The organism is Rhodobacterales bacterium HKCCA1288, assembly GCA_015693905.1.
In the GTDB taxonomy this organism is placed as follows: Bacteria; Pseudomonadota; Alphaproteobacteria; order Rhodobacterales; family Rhodobacteraceae; genus M30B80.
Map to the genome: position 1 here is coordinate 913,462 of CP065161.1, position 18,474 is coordinate 931,935.

Sequence of the window (18,474 nt, forward strand, 5' to 3'; positions counted from 1 at the left end):
TGTCCCCGTCAGTCGTTTCTATCTTCAATCGTCATGAATTTGGTCGGGCCGTGTCGCGGTTTCACGCGCGTTAGGTCTGACTAGACCCTTGCCCTCATGGGGCTACCCGATGGTTGAGAGGGGGCCGCGTTTGATCGCGGCCCCGCCCCAAATTCAGCTCAGATTACTGAGCCAGCCATGCTTGGAATTTCGCGTCAATATCATCGCGATAATCCGCCCAGAACTCGTAGTTATAGAGGAACGTGTTCTGTGCATTGTTTGGATCGGTTGGCATATGTGGTGCCATTTCGATGCCAAGCTCTGCATGGTTGCCAACCAGTGGCGCAGAGGACAGACGTGCAGGGCCATAGGAGATGTAGGCGGCCTGATCTGCCAGACGCTGCGTGTCGGTTGCGAAATAGACGAAGTCCATCACGCGGGCCAGACGATCTTCGGGCAGACCTGCTGGGATGATCCAACCATCAAGGTCGAATACCTGTGCGTCCCACATCATGCCGATTGGCTGGTTCTGCTCAACGATGGCCGAGAATAGACGGCCATTATAGGTCGAACCGATAAAGACTTCGCCATCCGCCAAAAGCTGTGGCGTATCGGCGCCTGCGTTCCACCAGATCACGCTGTCGCGGATGGTGTCGAGCTTGGCCAATGCCCGCTCTTGACCTTCATCAGTGGCCAGAACGTCATAGACGTCTGCCTTTGCAACGCCGTCACAAAGCAAGGCCCATTCCATGTTGTTGATTGGGCGGCTCTCAAGCGAACGCATGCCAGGATATGTTTCGAGATCGAACACATCACAGATGTCATTTGGAGGCTCTACACCATCAGGCACCATGTCGGTGCGATAGCCGAAGGTGGTGGAGTAAACGATCTGTGGGATGAAGCAATCGCCAACCAAAAGGTCACCGAAATCTTCGCTTGCGGGTGTGCCATCGGGCGCAGGTGCAAGCATCTCATCAGGATCGATTTCCATGGCGAGGCCTTCGTCACACAGACGCAGCGCGTCCGATGCCACAACGTCAACCAAGTCCCATGTCAGGTTGCCCGCTTCGTTCATCGCGCGCAGTTTTGCCACCGCTTCGTTCGAGCTTTCGTCCCAAACGACCTGAACATCAGGGTTATTCGCGGTGTATGGATCCGTGTAAGCGTTGGTTTGGCTGGCCTGATAGGCACCGCCCCAGCTTACGAAGGTAAATGTGCCAGTGGCCATATGGCCGCCCGCATAGGCCAAACCTGCTGCGGCGACGCCGAGTGCAGAAGTTGCCAGAAGTGTTTTTGACAGTTTCATGTCAGTCTCCCGTGTTGTTACCTGGTATAGTCTTATGCATGGCCACCCTCCAGGCGAAGGTGGCAGCTTAGGCCATGCGCTTAAGCATCAAGCGCGCGGCAATCGTCAGGCAGCCATCCTATTTCAATCTGGGTGCCAGGTGTGAGTCGTTTTTGATCGGGGGCGTTGCGGGTCTTGATGATGAAGTCATCCGACCCGGCCACGCGCAGGCGCGTGCGGAAAATATCGCCCATGTAAATAAATTCGAGAACCTCGCCTTTCAGCGTATGCGCGTCAGGCGAAAGGCGGCGCTTGTCCATTTCCACCCGCTCGGGACGGATGGAAACAGTGGTGCGATCCCCCACGGCCGAGACGTTTACAGGACGCGCGTCAATTTCGTCACCGCTGTCCAGCTTCACAACGCAGCGATCGCCTGAGATTTTCGTCACCACACCCGAAAGCGTATTATTTTCGCCAATAAACTGCGCCACAAAGCTGTTTTGCGGCTGTTCATAGAGAACATCAGGCGGATCAAGCTGTTGGATACGGCCATCATCAAACACCGCGACACGATCCGACATGGTCAGGGCTTCGGTCTGGTCATGGGTCACATAAACTGTGGTGATGCCCAACTGATGCGCCAGATTGGTGATTTCAAATTGCATATGTTCGCGCAATTGCTTGTCGAGCGCCCCCAAAGGTTCGTCCATCAAAACAAGCTCAGGCTCGAACACCAAGGCCCGCGCCAAGGCGATACGCTGTTGCTGCCCGCCCGAAAGCTGCGCGGGGCGGCGACCGCCGAAATCCCCCATCTGCACCATATCAAGCGCGCGTTTGATCTTTCCTTCGCGCTCTGATTTGCCCATGCCGCGCACTTCCAAAGGGAAGGCAAGGTTTTCTGCAACCGACATATGCGGGAACAAAGCGTAATTCTGGAACACCATCCCAATGCCGCGCTTATGGGGCGGAATGTTGTTGATCGGACGACCCTGCAACAGAATCTCGCCATGGGTGGCTGTCTCGAAACCTGCAAGCATCATCAGGCAGGTCGTTTTGCCCGATCCCGAAGGCCCAAGCATCGTTAGAAATTCGCCCTGACCGATCTGAAGATTAAGATCTTTTACGACCAGCGTTTCGCCATCGTAACTTTTCTGGACATGCTCAAAAGCGACAAACGCGTCTTTTGCTGTGTCGAACAAAGTGTCGAACTCCCGTTGTGGTTGCGGTGTAGCCCCGCATTCAATTGCCCTAAGCTAAACAGCCTGAGCCTTAGATGACAACCAATTAACAGAAATTAGTGCAAAACCGTCCTGAAAACGCCGCTTTGCACCTCAGAAAAGACATCGGCCCGAAAACAATGGCGGATTCAGGAAATATGACCCCATACATAGCGGGTGCTTGTTTGCAGGGGCGGCATAGCCTAATCAGGGCGGATGATGATTTGCTAAGCATTCTTTAGCAGAATGCGTAATTTTTCGCAGATTTGGAGACGCATGTCAGACCCAAGCCCCGCATCAGATTCGCAGACCAAGGCCCCAAATGGGGTTGACCTGCGCTCGTCTCGACTTGTGATCCGCCTGTGGCGCGAGCATGTCCTCAAATATTGGCCCGCCCTGACATTCGCACTGATCTTGATGAGCCTTGAAGGCGCCGCACTTGGTGCATTTGCATGGATGGTGCGCCCTCTCTTCGATGAACTTTTTGCCGCACAATCCTTGGATGGGCTTTGGAAAGTGGTAACGGTCATCTGGTTTTTGTTCCTGTTCCGCGCCGTTGCGGGCTTTGTGCAGCGCGTCATTATGTCGGCGCTTGGCCTGAAAGTGACAACCGCATTGCAAACACGCCTGGTCGAGCATCTTTTGACGCTTGATGGTGCCGTCTTTACGCGACACCCCCCAGGTGAATTGATCGAACGCGTGCGCGGGGACAGCCAGACGCTGCAATCTGCGGCGACAAGTGTCCTTCTCTCCTTTGGGCGTGATTTAGTTTCGCTTGTGGCTTTGTCCTTTGTGATGTTCTCAAATGATTGGCAATGGTCACTGGTGGCCTTGGTTGGGCTGCCTTTGATGATCGTGCCCATGACCCTGCTGCTCAAGCAAATCCGCCGCACCGCATTTGCCGCGCGCGAGGCTGCCGCGACCCTGACCACGCGGCTGGACGAAATGTTTCACGGCATTCAATCCATCAAGGTCAACCGCCTTGAGGCGCATGAGCGCGGGCGGTTTGAGCGCAGCGTCAAGCAATACCTCAAGCAACAGATCCGCTCGAGTGCAGGCCAATCCGCGAACCCCTCGTTGATCGACCTCATGTCGGGCATTGGGTTTGTTTCGGTCACATTGTTTGGGGCCACCGCCATTGTGACAGGCGATAAATCGGTGGGGGATTTCATGTCCTTTATCACCGCGCTTTCGCTGATGTTCGACCCGCTCAAACGTCTGTCAAATATCGCAGGCAGCCTTCAGGCCGCCGCAGCCTCGCTAGAGCGGATCTATTCCATGCTTGATCTGCGCCCCACCGTTCTTAGCCCTGCCCACCCTGCCCCGCTGAGTTCTGGCGATATCTGCTTTGAGAATGTCGAATTCTCCTATGGCGACATGCCCGTTCTGCATGATCTGACCTTCACCGCCAAAGAGGGGCAGACAACCGCGATTGTGGGGCCATCAGGCGCGGGGAAAACCACGCTGTTTGCCTTGCTAACACGCTTGATTGATCCAGTGGCAGGCAAAGTGCGCATTGGCAGTGTTGCGACCACCGAGGCTGATCTGGCCGCCTTGCGTGACATGATCGCGGTTGTAGGCCAAGACACGGCGCTGTTCGATGAAAGCATCGAAGATAATATCCGCATGGGGCGGCTTAATGCTGACAGCGCCGATGTGGCCAAAGCCGCAGAAAACGCCGCTGTGATGGAATTTGCCAAATCCCTGCCCGCAGGGTTGGAAACGGCTGTTGGCCCGCGCGGCTCGTCCCTGTCGGGCGGCCAACGTCAGCGCGTGGCCATCGCCCGCGCGATGCTGAAAGATGCGCCGATTTTGCTGTTGGATGAACCCACATCGGCCCTCGACACGCAATCTGAAAAATTGGTGCAAACTGCCCTATCGCGCCTGTCGCAAGGGCGCACGACACTTGTAATTGCGCATCGGCTGTCCACCATTCGCGATGCCGATAAGATTGTGGTCATGGATAAAGGCCATGTTGTCGAAGAAGGCACCCATGACAGCCTGATGCAAAGGGGCGGCATTTACGCGCGTCTTGTTGAATTGCAATCCGCAGGGATGAGTGCCGATCTCTAGCGCCTGCGCCCTTCGGCCAATTCATCGGCCAAGGCCGCACGGCGTTCAGGCGGCATATCCGCGATCAAATCAACCAAGGCACGATGCCCGCTTTCCTGCATGGCGCCAAGATAGCCGCGCTGCTCAGACAGGGCCTGCATCAACGCATCAGGCACAAAGGGGGTTGCGCGCAACGCAGCCTCAACCTGCAGATTGGCCGCCCCGATCCCACGGCGCGCGGCGCCCATCCCTTCGCGCCCACCCATGCGCCCGATCAACATCCGCATTTCATCGCGGTTCAATTCACCCGCCAATGGCCCCAAACTGCGCACGGCGTTGATCCGCTCACGCGGGCCTTCGCCGTCTGGGCCGCGATGCAAGACCACCGCCCCTAGAACCGCGCCCGCAATCGCCAAATTAATCGCCAGAGAGACACCAAGAACGATCTTCATGCCCCGCGGCGCTTGGGGTTTCGGGGTTGTCATCATCTCATCCATCACTCACCTCCCAAATCGGCCAAAGCCCAAGGATCCCCAAAATCAGAAACCGATGTGCTGGCCCATCCGCTGGCCTCTTGCAAACTTAAGGTCATATCGGGGTTCAAGGTCGAAAGACCCACCCCAAACAGCAGCCCCGCGATTCCCGCCATCGCCGCACCTGAGACAACCGACCAGCCCCCAAATAGGCGGTCAATCAGATTGGATAGACGCGAGAGCGTATCCTCACGGACGTGGTGGGTTTGTCTTTGCACGTTCTGTGCATCCGCCAAGACCCGCGCCATGAGCGCATCACTTGGCGCATCAGCCGCGCGCGCTTCGGCGAAAAGATCATCCAGATCTAGGTCTGCCTGTTCATTGCGCATAACCCAATGCCTCCTTTTCCTTGGCCAAATGGGCGCTCAATGCCCTTTTGCCGCGTGCGGTCAAACTTTCGACCGCCTCAATCGTAATATCCAGAATTTGGGCAATCTCACCATTTGATAACCCTTCGATGTGGCGCAATACCACCGCCTGCCTTTGGCGCTCGGGCAAAGTGGCAAGCGCCGCATCCAGCGCATCAAGCCGCGCCCTTTGCATCATTTGCGCGGGCACTGACGCCGCATGATCCTCGATTTGTTCAACCGCATCCGTATCAAGGGTGGGCGCGGCGCGGCGGGTCTGCTTGCGCAAGCGATCAATACATAGGTTCGCTGTCACCTGATGCGCCCAAGTGCTCAGTTTTGCGCGGCCTGCGTCCCAGTCAGGGGCAATGCGCCAGATGCGCATCATCACCTCTTGCGCGACATCTTCGGCCTCGGCCTGATCCCCCAAAACACGGCGCGCATGCGACAGAATGCGGGGCAGATGCCGCGCGGCCAAATCCCGCGCCGCTGCCGCATCGCCCTTGGCGAAGCGGGCCATCAGATGATCATCTTCTGATGCTGCCTTTGGTGGTCTTTGCACGCTGCCCTCGCCGCCGCAATCTACTGCAACTATTGCATTCAAGCACGCGACTGCCAAGGGAGAGGGGCAGCCGCGTCTGATTGCGCCTTAGCCGCGATGGCCACGCCCTTCACGGGCACCTGCACCGCGCTCATGGCCGCCGCGCATTTGGGACATGGCCGAGAATTCCTCAAGGCTGATGCTGCCATCCCCATTGCTGTCCATGCGCGACAACATCCGATTAAAATTTGGCTCACCGCGCCCCTCATGTTGGTCGCGGCCACCCATCATTTCAGATTGCGACAAAAGCCCATCGCCATCCAAATCGAGATCGCCAATCATACGATCCACGCGATCCGCCATGCGGGCCTGAAGGGAGGCACTCAATTCTTGGGCGTCCAACATGCCATCCCCGTTGGTGTCTTGGGCCGCAAATCGCGCCTCTGGCATACGCGCCAATTCCTCAGCCGTGACCTGACCATTGCGATCCGCATCTAGGGCGGCAAATATCGCGTCTGCATCGGCCTGCGCCATTGGGGCGGCGGTTACCATTTGCGCAGCAAGACCCAAAGGCAGGGCCAAGCCCAAAGTGAAAAGTTTGAATGTGCTCATCTCAATAACTCCTGATCTTGTGGCAAATGGCCCATCCATCCGCCGATCTATTCCTTTCACGCGCTCGCCCGCAGTTTCCGTCACATTTTTTTGCAGCTCTCTTTTGACCCGCGTCAAAACGGCCCGCCCCTTTGCCAATGATTGCGCTTTGCGCTAGGGCTAGGGTCGAGACAAGAAAAGGATGCGCGCCATGGCAAACCCCAGCACCGAAGCGGCTGAAATCGATCCAATCACTGCCTTGGCGGATGGTGTTTTCGATCATGTCCCGCAGGAACGCCCAACATGGCCCGCGATTGCCAAAGCCATGCGCGGCCGCTGCCCGTGCTGTGGTGAGGGCGCACTGTTTAGCGGCTATCTGAACCTTGTAAAAACCTGTGGCAGCTGTGGCGAAGATCTGAGCCACGCCCGCGCGGATGATGGGCCTGCCTATTTGACGATCCTCGTCACAGCGAAAATCTTGGGCACCTTAATGCTCTGGGTTTATACGGCCTATCAACCAAGCCCATGGGTTATGGCAGGCGGGTTTTCGCTTGGGGCCTTTGTGGTGGCACTGTTCCTCTTGCCCCGCTTTAAAGGGCTGATTGTGGGCATCCAATGGGCCAAGCGGATGCATGGTTTCTGATCCTCCCATTCGGGATGCCGCAAGCATCATCTTGTTGCGCGACAGCACAAAAGGCGCGCAGGTCTTAATGGGCCAACGCGGGGCATCTGCCGCGTTCATGCCGCAAAAATTTGTATTCCCTGGCGGGGCGGTGGATGCGGTGGATCACGACACCCCGCTTGCTCACGCAATCCCTGATGCGCTTGCAGCGCGCCTCAGCCATGACAGCGCCTGTTCACCCGAGGCCTTAATCAACGCAGCCTTTCGCGAGTTGCACGAAGAAACAGGGCTCAGCCTTGGCCCACACGACCCGCGAAGGGTTGATTTCTTTTTCCGTGCCGTCACCCCCACAGGCCGCCCACGCCGCTTTGACGCGCGCTTCTTTTTGGCGCGTGCTGACGATCTGAGGGGCGTTGCGCAGGATTTCACCAAAGGCGATGGCGAGTTGTCTCATCTGACATGGCTTGATCTGGCAGAGGCGCAACGCTTGGACATCCCCTTTATCACCCATGTGATCCTCGCGGAATTGTCCCAAGCGGTGGCGCGCCACGGCTATGGATTTCGGCCTGAGGCGGTGGCGTTCTTCGACAATCGCACAGATATATCGCGGTTTTACTGGCTCTAACCCACCTATCTGGTTGCAGCCTGTCACCGCCGCGCATAGCCTAAGGCCAACCCTTCCCCGATATAATGAGGCCTGCCCCGTGTCCGTCCTGCCCCTTGATGCAACATCCGCCACTGCCACGCCCCGCACCATTTGGCTCAGTGACTACACCCCGCCCGAGTATTTGATTGACCATGTGCATCTTACCTTTCGCCTTGCACCAAAGGCCACGCGGGTCATTTCACGGATCACCTTTCGCCCCAACCCCGAGGCGCAAGGTTTGGGCGAAGGCGCGCTTGTGCTTGATGGCGAGGATCTGCGCCTGATCTGGGCAAAGATAGATGGAACAGCGTTAGGTGAGGCCGATTATCGCCTCAGTGAGGCTGCCCTGACTGTGCCTGCCGCACGCCTGCCAGAGGGCGGCTTTGTTTGGGAGGCCGAAGTCGAAATCGCACCACAGGATAACACAGCCCTTGAGGGGCTTTGTATGTCCAAGGGCATGTATTGCACCCAATGCGAGGCGGAAGGGTTTCGCAAAATAACCTATTACCCCGACCGCCCCGATGTCATGGCGCCTTTTGATGTGCGCATTGAGGGGGATGCACCGATCCTACTGTCCAATGGTAATCGGGGCGAGACAGGCGCAGGCTATGCAGAATGGCATGACCCTTGGCCCAAACCTGCTTATCTCTTTGCTTTGGTGGCAGGCGATTTGCGCGCCTATAGCGATCAGTTCACCACGGCCTCGGGACGCGAGGTTGATCTCAATATCTATGTCCGCCCCGGTGATGAGGGGTATTGCGCCTATGCGATGGACGCGCTCAAGCGGTCAATGATCTGGGATGAACAGGTGTATGGCCGCGAATATGACCTTGATCTGTTTAACATCGTGGCGGTCGATGATTTCAACATGGGCGCGATGGAGAATAAGGGGCTGAACATCTTCAACTCCAAATATGTATTGGCCAGCCCTGAAACCGCAACGGATCAAGATTATGCCTTTATCGAGCGGATCATCGCCCATGAATATTTCCACAATTGGACAGGCAATCGCATCACCTGCCGCGATTGGTTTCAACTCTGCCTCAAAGAGGGCTTAACCGTCTTTCGCGATCAACAGTTCAGCGCAGATGCCCGATCCGCGCCTGTGCAGCGAATTGGTGATGTGCTGAATCTGCGCGCGCGCCAATTCCGCGAGGATGCAGGCCCATTGGCGCATCCCGTGCGCCCTGCAAGTTTTGTCGAGATCAACAATTTCTACACGGCCACTGTTTACGAAAAAGGGGCAGAGCTGATCCGCATGCTGCGGCTTTTGGTGGGCGAAGGGGCCTATCGCGCGGCGCTTGATCTCTATTTCGACCGCCATGATGGGCAGGCCTGCACCATCGAGGATTGGTTGCAGGTGTTCGAGGACACCACTTTGCGCGATCTGTCGCAATTCAAACGGTGGTATGAACAGGCAGGCACGCCGCGTTTGACGGTCACCTCCACCTATCAAGATGGGCGCTTGGTGCTGAAATTGGCACAGCGCACCGACCCTACCCCCAACCAACCGCTGAAAGAGCCCTTGTTGTTCCCCGTGGCGCTTGGCCTATTGGGTCAGGACGGGCGCGAATTGCGGCCCACGCAGATTGTCGAAATGGCGGATCCTGAAATGGAATTGGTGTTTGACGATCTGCCTGAAGCCCCTGTGCTGTCGGTCTTGCGCGAATTCTCGGCCCCTGTGATTTTAGAAATCGAGCAAGATTTTGCTGCGCGCGCGACCCTCTTTGCCCATGACACAGACCCGTTCAACCGATGGGAAGCGGGCCGCAGTCTATCGCGTGAGGTTCTGTGCGCAATGATCACCGATGGGACAGCCCCGAACCCTGACTATATCTCAGCCCTCGCTGCGGTGGTGCAGGATGACACGCTCGACCCCGAGTTTAGGGCGCTATGCGCAAGCCTGCCAAGCGAAGATGCGCTGGCCAATGATTTGGCCGAAGCAGGCGTGGTGCCTGATCCAAGCAGCATCCACGAAAAGCGCCGCGCTTTGGAACAGTCCATCGCAGCTGCACTTGCGCCGATTTACACGCGGCTGTTCGAAACACTGACCGATAAAGACGGCTATAGCCCTGATGCGGCCTCCGCGGGCCGGCGCAGTTTGCGCAACGTGGCCCTGCGCGCCTTGACCCGTGTGCATGGCCCAGAGCTCGCGCAGACGCAATTCGAGACGGCCACCAATATGACCGATCAATTGGCCGCTTTCGGTGCGCTGTTGGATCACGGGGGTGATGTTGCACAGCAGGCCAGCATGGCCTTCTACGACCAATGGCATGAAAACCGCATCGTGATGGATAAATGGTTCATGCTGCAAATCGCCCATGCCGCCCCTGATGAGGCCGCGCAAGTTGCACATCGCCTGACCGAGCACGCAGATTTTGATTGGAAAAACCCCAATCGCTTCCGCGCGGTGATTGCAGGTCTGACCTCAGCCAACCCTGCGGGCTTTCATGCGCCCTCAGGCGCGGGCTATCAGTTCCTCGCGGATTGGTTGATCCGCATGGATGGCAAAAACCCGCAAACCGCGGCGCGGATGTCCACCGCCTTTGAGACATGGGCGCGCTATGATGTTGATCGTCAGGCCCTGATCCAAGAGGCGCTAAAGCGTATTTCTGAAACCCCGAACCTCAGCCGCGATATGAGCGAGATGGTGGCAAGAATGCGTGCGGGTTATCAAGGCGCATAATCCAGCAGCCAAACATATCCACCGACCAATGCCAGCAGCACGGGTTGGTGGATGAGATAAAACGCAAGGGAATTGCGCCCCAAAAGGGCCAAACCCGCCCCAAGCGCACCACCGCATATCTTTTGTGGCATGATCGGCCTGCCCAGATCACGGGCAAATTGCGCCCAAGCCATGCCCAAAAGATAGGGGCCGATCCATGGCAAGATTGGCAAATAATCCACTGTCACAGGCCGCGCCGCCTGTGCGCCTGTGATCCAAAATATCGGGTGCTCAAGCGCAGGCAGGCGCAGCCAAACCCCTGCAGCAAGGGCCAAGACACCAAGCACGGCCAAGCCCCAAGCGGGCACCCGCCCCAAAAGGACAATCCCCACTAGGCTTGCAGCCGCCATCATGTGCAAAATGCCCCAAAAGACAAATTGCGCCCCAAAGGCAAAATAGGTCGCAAGGCTGACCGCCGCCGCAGCAGCGACCAAAATGCCCCATCGCCGCCAAAAAGCGGGCCACCGCCGCCCCACCCCATGGGCCAAGACCATGCTGAGGCCCGACAGGAACAGAAAGCTGCCCGCAATCGCGACAGCATAGCCGCGCATATAGGGGGACAGGGCTGTCCCCGAAGGCACAAGCCCGAATAAATCAAGATCAAAAATGAAATGATAACTTGCCATGGCCACAAGCGCGACACCGCGCGCCTGATCCAAACCCGACAAGCGCGCCGTCATGACTGGCAGTAATCCTGCTCCGACACCCAACCGCGAATATCATTGCGCAAGGCTTCGCGTTGCAACGGCCCCCAATCGGCCGCAACCCCGCCTTGATCTTCGGCAATGACCCCATCGCGCACGACAGTTGATGACCAAATGCGCAAAGCACAACGCAAATTCGCCTCGCCCTCGCGCAAAGCCTCGCTTGTGCCAGCAGCACAGCCATAGCCGCGCGCAGTTGCGGGCGAGATTTGCAAAAGACCATGCCACTTACCATTTGACGAAATCGCATCTTCGCGGAAGGTGCTTTCACGATAGGCCAAACTGGACAACAGCCCGTTCCAGAACGCAGCACGCTGTTCTGGGTTCGCCTCATCATAGGCGGGACACCATGCCTCGATATCCGCAGGGGTTGTCTCAACCAAAACGGCTGCGTCCTCCTCCAACATCGAGAGGCTTGCCTTTGTCCAATCTTGGGCCTGTGGGGTTTCATCCCAACGTGCGGCGGGCAAATCAGCCTGCGCGCCGACACATCCCATCAGAACCGCCGCGCCCAAAAAGGTTGCAGCACATTTGCCGAATTTACACGCATAATGCGCCAGATCGCGTTCATTCCTTTTGAATGAAAACATGCAATTCCCTCAGGTGGCCAATAGATGCCCGCCCTTTGCCCTTATTTTGCCTCAAAATGCAAGTCCTGCCCTTGCCGCGCCCTACGGGCTGGCCTAGTAAACGGCGGGAAACCGCCTGTTGGAGAGATGCGCCATGCTTGACCTCAGCTATGAAGCCCCAAAACCCAAAGTGATCGCGGGTGCCAAATCCGATTGGGAACTTGTGATCGGGATGGAAGTGCACGCGCAGGTCGCAACCCGTGCGAAACTCTTTTCGGGGGCCTCAACGAAATTTGGGGCAGAGCCCAATTCTAACGTGGCCTTTGTGGATGCTGGCATGCCAGGAATGCTGCCTGTGATCAACGAGGCCTGCGTGGCCCAAGCGGTGCGCACAGGATTGGGCCTGAAGGCGGAAATCAATTTGTTTTCGGCCTTTGATCGCAAAAACTATTTCTACCCTGACCTTCCGCAAGGTTATCAGATCAGCCAATTGTATCACCCGATCGTGGGCGAAGGTGAGGTTTTGGTCGAGCTTGGCGATGGCACGGCGAGGATTGTGCGCATTGAGCGTATCCACTTGGAGCAAGACGCAGGCAAATCCATCCATGATATGGATCCCGCCCTGTCTTTCGTGGATCTCAACCGCACGGGTGTCGCGTTGATGGAGATTGTCTCGCGCCCCGATATTCGCGGCCCAGAGGAGGCAGCGGCCTATGTCTCTAAATTGCGCCAAATCATGCTCTATCTGGGCACGTGTGACGGGAATATGCAAAACGGCAATCTACGTGCGGATGTAAACGTGTCTGTCTGCGCACCGGGTGCCTATGAAAAATTCCGTGAAACGGGTGATTTCAGCCATCTTGGCACGCGCTGCGAGATCAAGAACATGAATTCGCTGCGGTTCATTCAACAGGCCATCGAATATGAGGCACGCCGCCAAATCGCCATTATCGAAAATGGCGGCACTGTGGATCAGGAAACACGGCTCTATGATCCTGATAAGGGCGAAACGCGTTCGATGCGGTCGAAAGAAGAGGCGCATGATTATCGCTACTTCCCAGATCCCGACCTCTTGCCGCTTGAGATTGAGCAGGCATGGGTGGACGACATTCGCGCGAACCTGCCCGAATTGCCCGATGCCAAAAAGGCGCGCTTTATCGGCGATTTTGGCCTTTCAGATTATGATGCCAGCGTTTTGACCGCCGATGTCACCGCCAGCGCGTTTTTCGAAGAGGTCGCTGCCACCGCCAAAGACGGGAAACTGGCCGCGAATTGGGTCATCAACGAACTCTTTGGTCGCCTAAAGAAAGACGAGCGCGAGATCAGTGACAGCCCTGTCTCACCTGCACAGCTTGCGGGCATCATAGCGCTGATTAAGGCGGGGGATATTTCGGGCAAAATCGCAAAAGACCTGTTCGAAATCGTCTATACCGAAGGCGGCGACCCCGCGCAGATTGTCGAAGCGCGCGGCATGAAACAGGTCACGGATACAGGCGCGATTGAAGCAGCGGTAGACGAGATCATTGCCGCCAATCCCGCCCAAGTGGAGAAGGCCAAGCAGAACCCGAAACTTGCGGGGTGGTTCGTGGGTCAGGTGATGAAGGCCACAGGCGGCAAGGCAAACCCTGCCGCTGTGAACCAGTTGGTCAGCCAGAAACTAGGGCTGTAACCCTTCTCAGGCGGGCCGCTCAGGCCCGTCTGCATCAATGGCCAAAGCGTGAATTTCGCCCATCAAAGGCTTGCCGATGGCGTCATGCACGGCACGATGGCGCGCAATGCGCGACAATCCCGCCAATCCATCGGCGCGGATCACCACGCGAAAATGACTTTCGCCCCCCTCTTGATAGCCGCTATGACCACGATGGGCCTCACTTTCATCGTGAACATCCAACACTTTGGGATTGAATGCTTTTTCTAATGCGTCACGAATTTTTTCGGTTCTTGTCATGAAAATCTTCACCCTAGCCCTTCACCTTCGCCACCAATAGCTTAGACTGCCCGTTCCGAGTCGAGAAGGACAGGCCCATGACCGACAAAGATCCATTTAATTTTGACCTTCGCGTTTCGACCGACAAGAAGAAACGCAAGACGGGCCGGCGTGGCATGTCTGGGGCATTTGAAACCTCGCAGCGCAAATGCGAGCATCCCGCCTGCGAAGAGGCGGGGCAGTATCGTGCGCCCAAATCCCCCGACAATCTTGAAGATTTCTTCTGGTTCTGTCGCGAACATGTGCGCGAATATAACCTCAAATGGAATTTCTTTGAGGGCACGACCGAGGCCGAGATGGAAGCGCAGCTTGACCGCGATCGCGTCTGGGACAGGCCGACCAAACCCTTCAAAAAATCGGTTGAAGAAAAAGCATGGGCACGGCTAGGCGTGGATGACCCGCATCAGGTTTTGGGCGGCAATGCCACCCGTAATCCAGGGCAGGCAGGTGGGGCACAATCGGGGCGCAAACTGCCGCCAACAGAACGGCGTGCGCTTGAGATTTTGGAAGCCCGCGACACGATGAACAAGACCGAAATTCGCAAATGCTACAAGGCGCTGATCAAGGTTCTGCATCCCGATATGAATGGCGGTGACCGTTCGGATGAGGAACGCCTCCAAGAGGTGGTCTGGGCTTGGGATCAGATCAAGATCAGCCGCAATTTCGTGGACTAAATGGCACAGCTGCCGCAGCATCATGTCAGCACCCTAATACTTGGCGCGGGTGCGGCGGGGATGATGGCCGCGGCCCATTCGGGCGCGGGCGTTTTGGTGATAGACCACGCAAAAGCCGCGGGTGAGAAAATCCGCATCTCAGGCGGCGGGCGATGTAACTTTACCAATATTTACTGTGACTCTTCCGCGTTTTTGTCCGAAAATCCGCATTTCGCCAAATCTGCTCTGTCGCGATACGGCCCCTATGATTTTCTCGATTTGGTCAATCGCCACCGCATTTCATGGCATGAGAAAACCTTGGGGCAGCTGTTCTGTGACACATCTGCGAAAGAGATCATCGCAATGCTGCGGGCCGAGATGACGGCGGTCGGTGCCGAACTTTGGCTAGAAACAAGCATTTCTTCGGTGCGGCAGAGCGGGGATAAATTTTGCGCATTAGTCGAAAAACAGGGCCAAGCGCGCGAGATATATGCCGATCATCTCATCGTGGCCACGGGCGGAAAATCCATCCCCAAAATGGGTGCTACAGGCTTGGCCTATCAGATTGCAGAAACCTTCGGTCACCGCGTCACCGACACCCGCCCTGCCCTTGTGCCCTTTACGTTTGACGAGGGGCAACGCGCGCGGTTCGCGGCGCTGGCTGGGCTCTCCCTGCCTGTGCGCGCCAAGGCGGCCGATGCAGAATTTGACGAAGCCATGCTTTTCACCCATCGCGGCCTGTCTGGCCCCGCGATTTTGCAAATTTCATCCTATTGGCGCGAAGGGCAAGAGATCACGCTGCATATCGACCCCGAAACGGATTTTTTCGCTGTCCTGCGCGGAGCGCGGGGTGAATCAGGCAAGCGCAGCCTGCACGGGGTGTTGTCCGATTATCTGCCTAAAGCCTTTGTTGCGGATTTTGGGCAAACCCAAAGCCTTGCCGGCAATATCGCCGATTGCAGCGATGCGCGCCTGCGCGAGATTGTCGAGGCATTGCAGGATTGGCGACTGCGGCCCACAGCCACCGAAGGGTATCGCACCGCCGAAGTGACCTTGGGCGGTGTCGCGACCGATGGCTTGAGTTCCAAAACTATGCAATCCACGCATATCCCCAACCTCTATTTCATTGGTGAAGCCGTGGATGTCACGGGTTGGTTGGGTGGATATAATTTTCAATGGGCATGGGCCTCGGCCGTTGCGGCAGGGGCGGCTATCCGCGCCAAAAGGCAGGCATGAACAGCACCAAAACCGCCAACAATTCAAGGCGGCCAAGCAACATGCCCAGCGTCAAAATCCACTTCGCCGCATCATTGAGCGGGGCAAAATTGCCAGAGGGGCCAATCACATCCCCCAATCCTGGCCCGATATTTGCCAAGGCGGTGGCAGCCCCAGACACAGAGGTGACGAAATCTAGCCCCGTCAATCCCAAAGCCACCGCGAAAATCCCCAACAACACAAAGAACAACACAAAGAACCCCATGACGGAGGAGAGGACATCTGCCGAAACAGGCCGCCCCTCAAAGCGAGGTTCGAACACACCATGGGGGGCCGACAAGCGGCGCACTTGGGTGGAGATGGATTCGAGCAAAATCTGGTAGCGGAATATTTTGATTGAACAGGAGGTCGAACCCGCACATCCCCCAATCAAGCCGACAAAGAAGAACACCACCACGGGCAAAGGCCCCCAAAGTTGGTAATCCACCGAAGAATAGCCTGTGCCAGATATGATGGAGGTGACGTTGAACAGCCCTTCGCGGATCCCATGCTCGAGATGGTCGCCATTCGCGACAATCCGATACACTGTCATGATCAGCACAAGGGCCGTGATGACCCCAAGATACGCGCGCACTTGGCTGTCACGATAAAGCGGTTCTGCCGTGCCCGCCAAAAGTTGCACAAAGCGCACAAAGGGCAGGCTTGCCAAAATCATGAACACCGCCGCGACATATTCAAGTGGGCCTTGATACACCCCAAAAGAGGCATCTGTGTTCGAAAACCCACCCGTGGACAGCGTGGTAAAGGCGTGGAAGATCGCGTTGTAAAAGGTCATGCCTAAGGCCCAATAAGCCAGAAAGCACAGGAAAGTCAGCGCCACATAGATCACCGAAATACGCGCCGCAATTTCAGTTGCGCGGGGCAAGATTTTTCCCATTGTTTCAAATGCCTCGGAGCGGAAGATTTGCATCCCCCCCACCCGCAATTCAGGCAAAAACACCATCGCGACCACGATGATACCCACCCCGCCAAACCATTGGATCATCGCCCGCCAAAGGTTCAGCCCGTGGGGTAAATATTCCAAGCCTGTGAAAACAGTTGAGCCTGTTGTCGTCAGCCCTGACATCGCCTCAAACACTGCATCAACAATCCGTGCATCTGTTGCGCCGAACACAAAGGGAAGCGCCGCAAAGATCGGCAAAATCGCCCAAATTGCGGTTGTCAGAAGAAAGGTCTGTTGTAGGCTCAGGCCCTGCTGCACCCCATTGGCGCAGGAAAACACCAAAGCAAGGCCGATAAACACCGAGATTGCGGCAGACTCGGCAAAGACACCCCATTCGCCATTGGCCAAGGCAAGATCCACCCCCATAGGCACAAGCATCGATACCCCAAGAAAGGTAACGATCAGGCCAATGACATATCCAACGGGGCGTATATCAAACATGAGGCAGAGCGTTGGCCCCTGACTTAGGCAGTGTCAAGCGTGGAAGGGCCTAAAACCCCGCCAAAGCCTTGATCTGGGGCTTCATTTCATTTGCAAACACCACGCCCGCAGTTTACTGTGTTCGTTAGAATACGACCGGACTGCTTCGTCAGACCGAGCAAAGCCTCAAGACAGCGTCACATCCGTGACCCGCGTCTTGGGGCTTTTTTCGTATAGGGTCTTGGCCCTTAGCCGATATGGAACAGGCTTTGGAAAAGGCGGGGGTCAAGGCTGGCCTGCTCAAACGTGGCGCCTTCGGTCAAGAGGCTAACTGCGTCATGACTGTGCAGGCTTTCTTGGTGGCTTGCCAAAACACGGAAATCGCCCACCCGTGGATCGGCTTGCAACTCGCCTGCGAAAAGGCGGGCCGCATCTTCCACAAAGATCGGGTTTGCCGCGTTTAATTCTGCGAAGGCTTGTTCATCCTCGCGTTTCACCATGACCTGCGTTTCTGTTGGCACAGCGCGGCGCGCCATCTCAATCAGGTCTTCAAACCACAAACACCCTGCGTCAGGGGCAATCTCGACCGAAATCCGCGCAACAGATCGCTGCGAATGCGGGGTGGCCAATTGCCCACGCGTGGCGCGCGCATGTTCGCTCAATTCAAGCGAGCAGGGGCAGGTCGAAGAATAAACGTAATCCAGATGCACCAATTTCTGGCGCACCCCATCGCGCTCGACCAGTTCCAGCGCAATGTCATAATATTGATACCCCGAAAGACCAGACCGCAGGCTCTGCACCTTCATTGGGAAGGAAAGGCGCATTTGGATACGCGCATCAAAACTTTCGAGGTCGGATTTGTAATCATCAAGCGCAGCTTCGATCACCTCAAAGCTGAACGTCTTTTCGGTATGGGCATAGAAGCTGCGCATGATGCGGCTCATATTGATGCCCTTTTTGCCCGCCTCTAGGCTGACGGTGCCCGTCACCGAAGTTTCCAGCATCACATCGCCATTGTCGCGGGTGTGATAGCGGATAGGCAGGCGGAAATTGGAAATCCCCACATGTTGGATTTGACGCTTGGCCCCTTTAATCAGCGAGGCAGGGCCATTTTGAAGATCAGGAAGACCCGCCTTATAGGCTGCATCCACTGTAAAATCCTGCGGATAGCTGCGCGAAAATTCGGGGTAATCTTGGGAGGGGGTCAAAAGTTTGGAGACCGCAGGATCAAGGGCGGCACGCTCCGCCATGCTTGCGCTTTCCGCCCACTGTTTCAAAAGCGCCAAGGCCGCACGGGCCTCGTCTTGGGTTGGTTCACTCGCAACTGCACCAATATGGACGTTCATCTCATCACCCCTTCGGCCACGCGACCTTACCATCATATG

18 protein-coding genes are annotated in these 18,474 nt (G+C 56.7%); 7 read left to right on the forward strand and 11 right to left on the reverse strand.

Going from position 1 to position 18,474, the window contains the following annotated elements; all coding sequences use genetic code 11:
* Positions 1-163: 163 nt before the first annotated feature.
* Together I3V23_04460 and I3V23_04465 are read right to left on the reverse strand one after the other, a co-directional pair.
* Positions 164-1,285 (reverse strand): extracellular solute-binding protein, encoded by a 1,122-nt coding sequence (locus tag I3V23_04460; GenBank protein ID QPI86232.1) that lies wholly within the window; start codon positions 1,283-1,285, stop codon positions 164-166.
* 80 nt (positions 1,286-1,365) lie between these two features.
* Positions 1,366-2,463, reverse strand: a complete 1,098-nt coding sequence (locus I3V23_04465) for an ABC transporter ATP-binding protein (protein ID QPI86233.1) — start codon at positions 2,461-2,463, stop codon at positions 1,366-1,368.
* 294 nt (positions 2,464-2,757) lie between these two features.
* On the opposite strand from I3V23_04465, the gene I3V23_04470 reads away from it, so the two are divergent.
* On the forward strand, positions 2,758-4,554 hold the full coding sequence (locus I3V23_04470) for an ABC transporter ATP-binding protein (GenBank protein QPI86234.1): 1,797 nt from the start codon (positions 2,758-2,760) through the stop codon (positions 4,552-4,554).
* On the opposite strand, the gene I3V23_04475 is transcribed toward I3V23_04470, so the two are convergent.
* The 4 genes from I3V23_04475 to I3V23_04490 form a co-directional block, all read right to left on the reverse strand.
* Positions 4,551-5,030: a periplasmic heavy metal sensor gene (locus I3V23_04475; GenBank protein ID QPI86235.1), complete on the reverse strand. Its 480-nt coding sequence runs from the start codon at positions 5,028-5,030 to the stop codon at positions 4,551-4,553. The two genes, I3V23_04470 and I3V23_04475, sit on opposite strands and share 4 nt — an antisense overlap.
* Positions 5,030-5,395, reverse strand: coding sequence for a dihydroorotate dehydrogenase (locus tag I3V23_04480; protein ID QPI86236.1), 366 nt, complete (start codon positions 5,393-5,395; stop codon positions 5,030-5,032). The genes I3V23_04475 and I3V23_04480 overlap by 1 nt, the downstream gene beginning before the upstream one ends.
* Positions 5,385-5,975, reverse strand: coding sequence for an RNA polymerase sigma factor (locus I3V23_04485; GenBank protein QPI86237.1), 591 nt, complete (start codon positions 5,973-5,975; stop codon positions 5,385-5,387). The genes I3V23_04480 and I3V23_04485 overlap by 11 nt, the downstream gene beginning before the upstream one ends.
* Before the next feature lie 87 nt (positions 5,976-6,062).
* Positions 6,063-6,566: an EF-hand domain-containing protein gene (locus tag I3V23_04490; GenBank protein QPI86238.1), complete on the reverse strand. Its 504-nt coding sequence runs from the start codon at positions 6,564-6,566 to the stop codon at positions 6,063-6,065.
* Positions 6,567-6,756: 190 nt separating this feature from the next.
* On the opposite strand from I3V23_04490, the gene I3V23_04495 reads away from it, so the two are divergent.
* Genes I3V23_04495 through pepN form a run of 3 tightly spaced genes read left to right on the forward strand, consistent with a single transcriptional unit; the run spans position 6,757 to position 10,499 of the window.
* Entirely contained in the window at positions 6,757-7,188 is a 432-nt protein-coding gene (locus I3V23_04495; protein QPI86239.1) for a DUF983 domain-containing protein, read from the forward strand.
* Positions 7,178-7,792, forward strand: a complete 615-nt coding sequence (locus I3V23_04500; GenBank protein QPI86240.1) for an NUDIX hydrolase — start codon at positions 7,178-7,180, stop codon at positions 7,790-7,792. Before I3V23_04495 ends, I3V23_04500 begins: the two co-directional genes overlap by 11 nt.
* Positions 7,722-10,499, forward strand: coding sequence for an aminopeptidase N (gene pepN, locus I3V23_04505; GenBank protein ID QPI86241.1), 2,778 nt, complete (start codon positions 7,722-7,724; stop codon positions 10,497-10,499). The genes I3V23_04500 and pepN overlap by 71 nt, the downstream gene beginning before the upstream one ends.
* Here the strand turns inward: pepN and I3V23_04510 are convergent.
* Positions 10,487-11,218 (reverse strand): DUF1624 domain-containing protein, encoded by a 732-nt coding sequence (locus tag I3V23_04510; GenBank protein QPI86242.1) that lies wholly within the window; start codon positions 11,216-11,218, stop codon positions 10,487-10,489. The two genes, pepN and I3V23_04510, sit on opposite strands and share 13 nt — an antisense overlap.
* Positions 11,215-11,832: a transglycosylase SLT domain-containing protein gene (locus I3V23_04515; GenBank protein QPI86243.1), complete on the reverse strand. Its 618-nt coding sequence runs from the start codon at positions 11,830-11,832 to the stop codon at positions 11,215-11,217. The genes I3V23_04510 and I3V23_04515 overlap by 4 nt, the downstream gene beginning before the upstream one ends.
* 133 nt (positions 11,833-11,965) lie before the next feature.
* On the opposite strand from I3V23_04515, the gene gatB reads away from it, so the two are divergent.
* Complete coding sequence (gene gatB, locus I3V23_04520; protein ID QPI86244.1) at positions 11,966-13,480, forward strand: Asp-tRNA(Asn)/Glu-tRNA(Gln) amidotransferase subunit GatB; 1,515 nt, start codon at positions 11,966-11,968, stop codon at positions 13,478-13,480.
* A gap of 6 nt (positions 13,481-13,486) precedes the next feature.
* Here the strand turns inward: gatB and I3V23_04525 are convergent, their stop codons facing one another.
* Positions 13,487-13,759 carry a BolA family transcriptional regulator gene (locus I3V23_04525; GenBank protein ID QPI86245.1) on the reverse strand — a complete coding sequence of 91 codons (273 nt, stop codon included), beginning with the start codon at positions 13,757-13,759 and terminating at the stop codon, positions 13,487-13,489.
* Positions 13,760-13,836: 77 nt separating this feature from the next.
* On the opposite strand from I3V23_04525, the gene I3V23_04530 reads away from it, so the two are divergent.
* The gene (locus tag I3V23_04530; protein ID QPI86246.1) at positions 13,837-14,472 is read left to right on the forward strand and encodes a DnaJ domain-containing protein; all 636 of its coding nucleotides are present in this window, start codon (positions 13,837-13,839) and stop codon (positions 14,470-14,472) included.
* A complete protein-coding gene (locus tag I3V23_04535; protein QPI86247.1) occupies positions 14,473-15,687 on the forward strand; it encodes an NAD(P)/FAD-dependent oxidoreductase in 1,215 nt (404 codons plus the stop codon).
* Here I3V23_04535 and I3V23_04540 read toward each other — a convergent pair.
* Positions 15,662-17,110, reverse strand: a complete 1,449-nt coding sequence (locus I3V23_04540) for a TrkH family potassium uptake protein (protein ID QPI86248.1) — start codon at positions 17,108-17,110, stop codon at positions 15,662-15,664. The two genes, I3V23_04535 and I3V23_04540, sit on opposite strands and share 26 nt — an antisense overlap.
* Before the next feature lie 227 nt (positions 17,111-17,337).
* On the reverse strand, positions 17,338-18,435 hold the full coding sequence (locus I3V23_04545; GenBank protein QPI86249.1) for a GTP cyclohydrolase I FolE2: 1,098 nt from the start codon (positions 18,433-18,435) through the stop codon (positions 17,338-17,340).
* Positions 18,436-18,474: the final 39 nt, after the last annotated feature.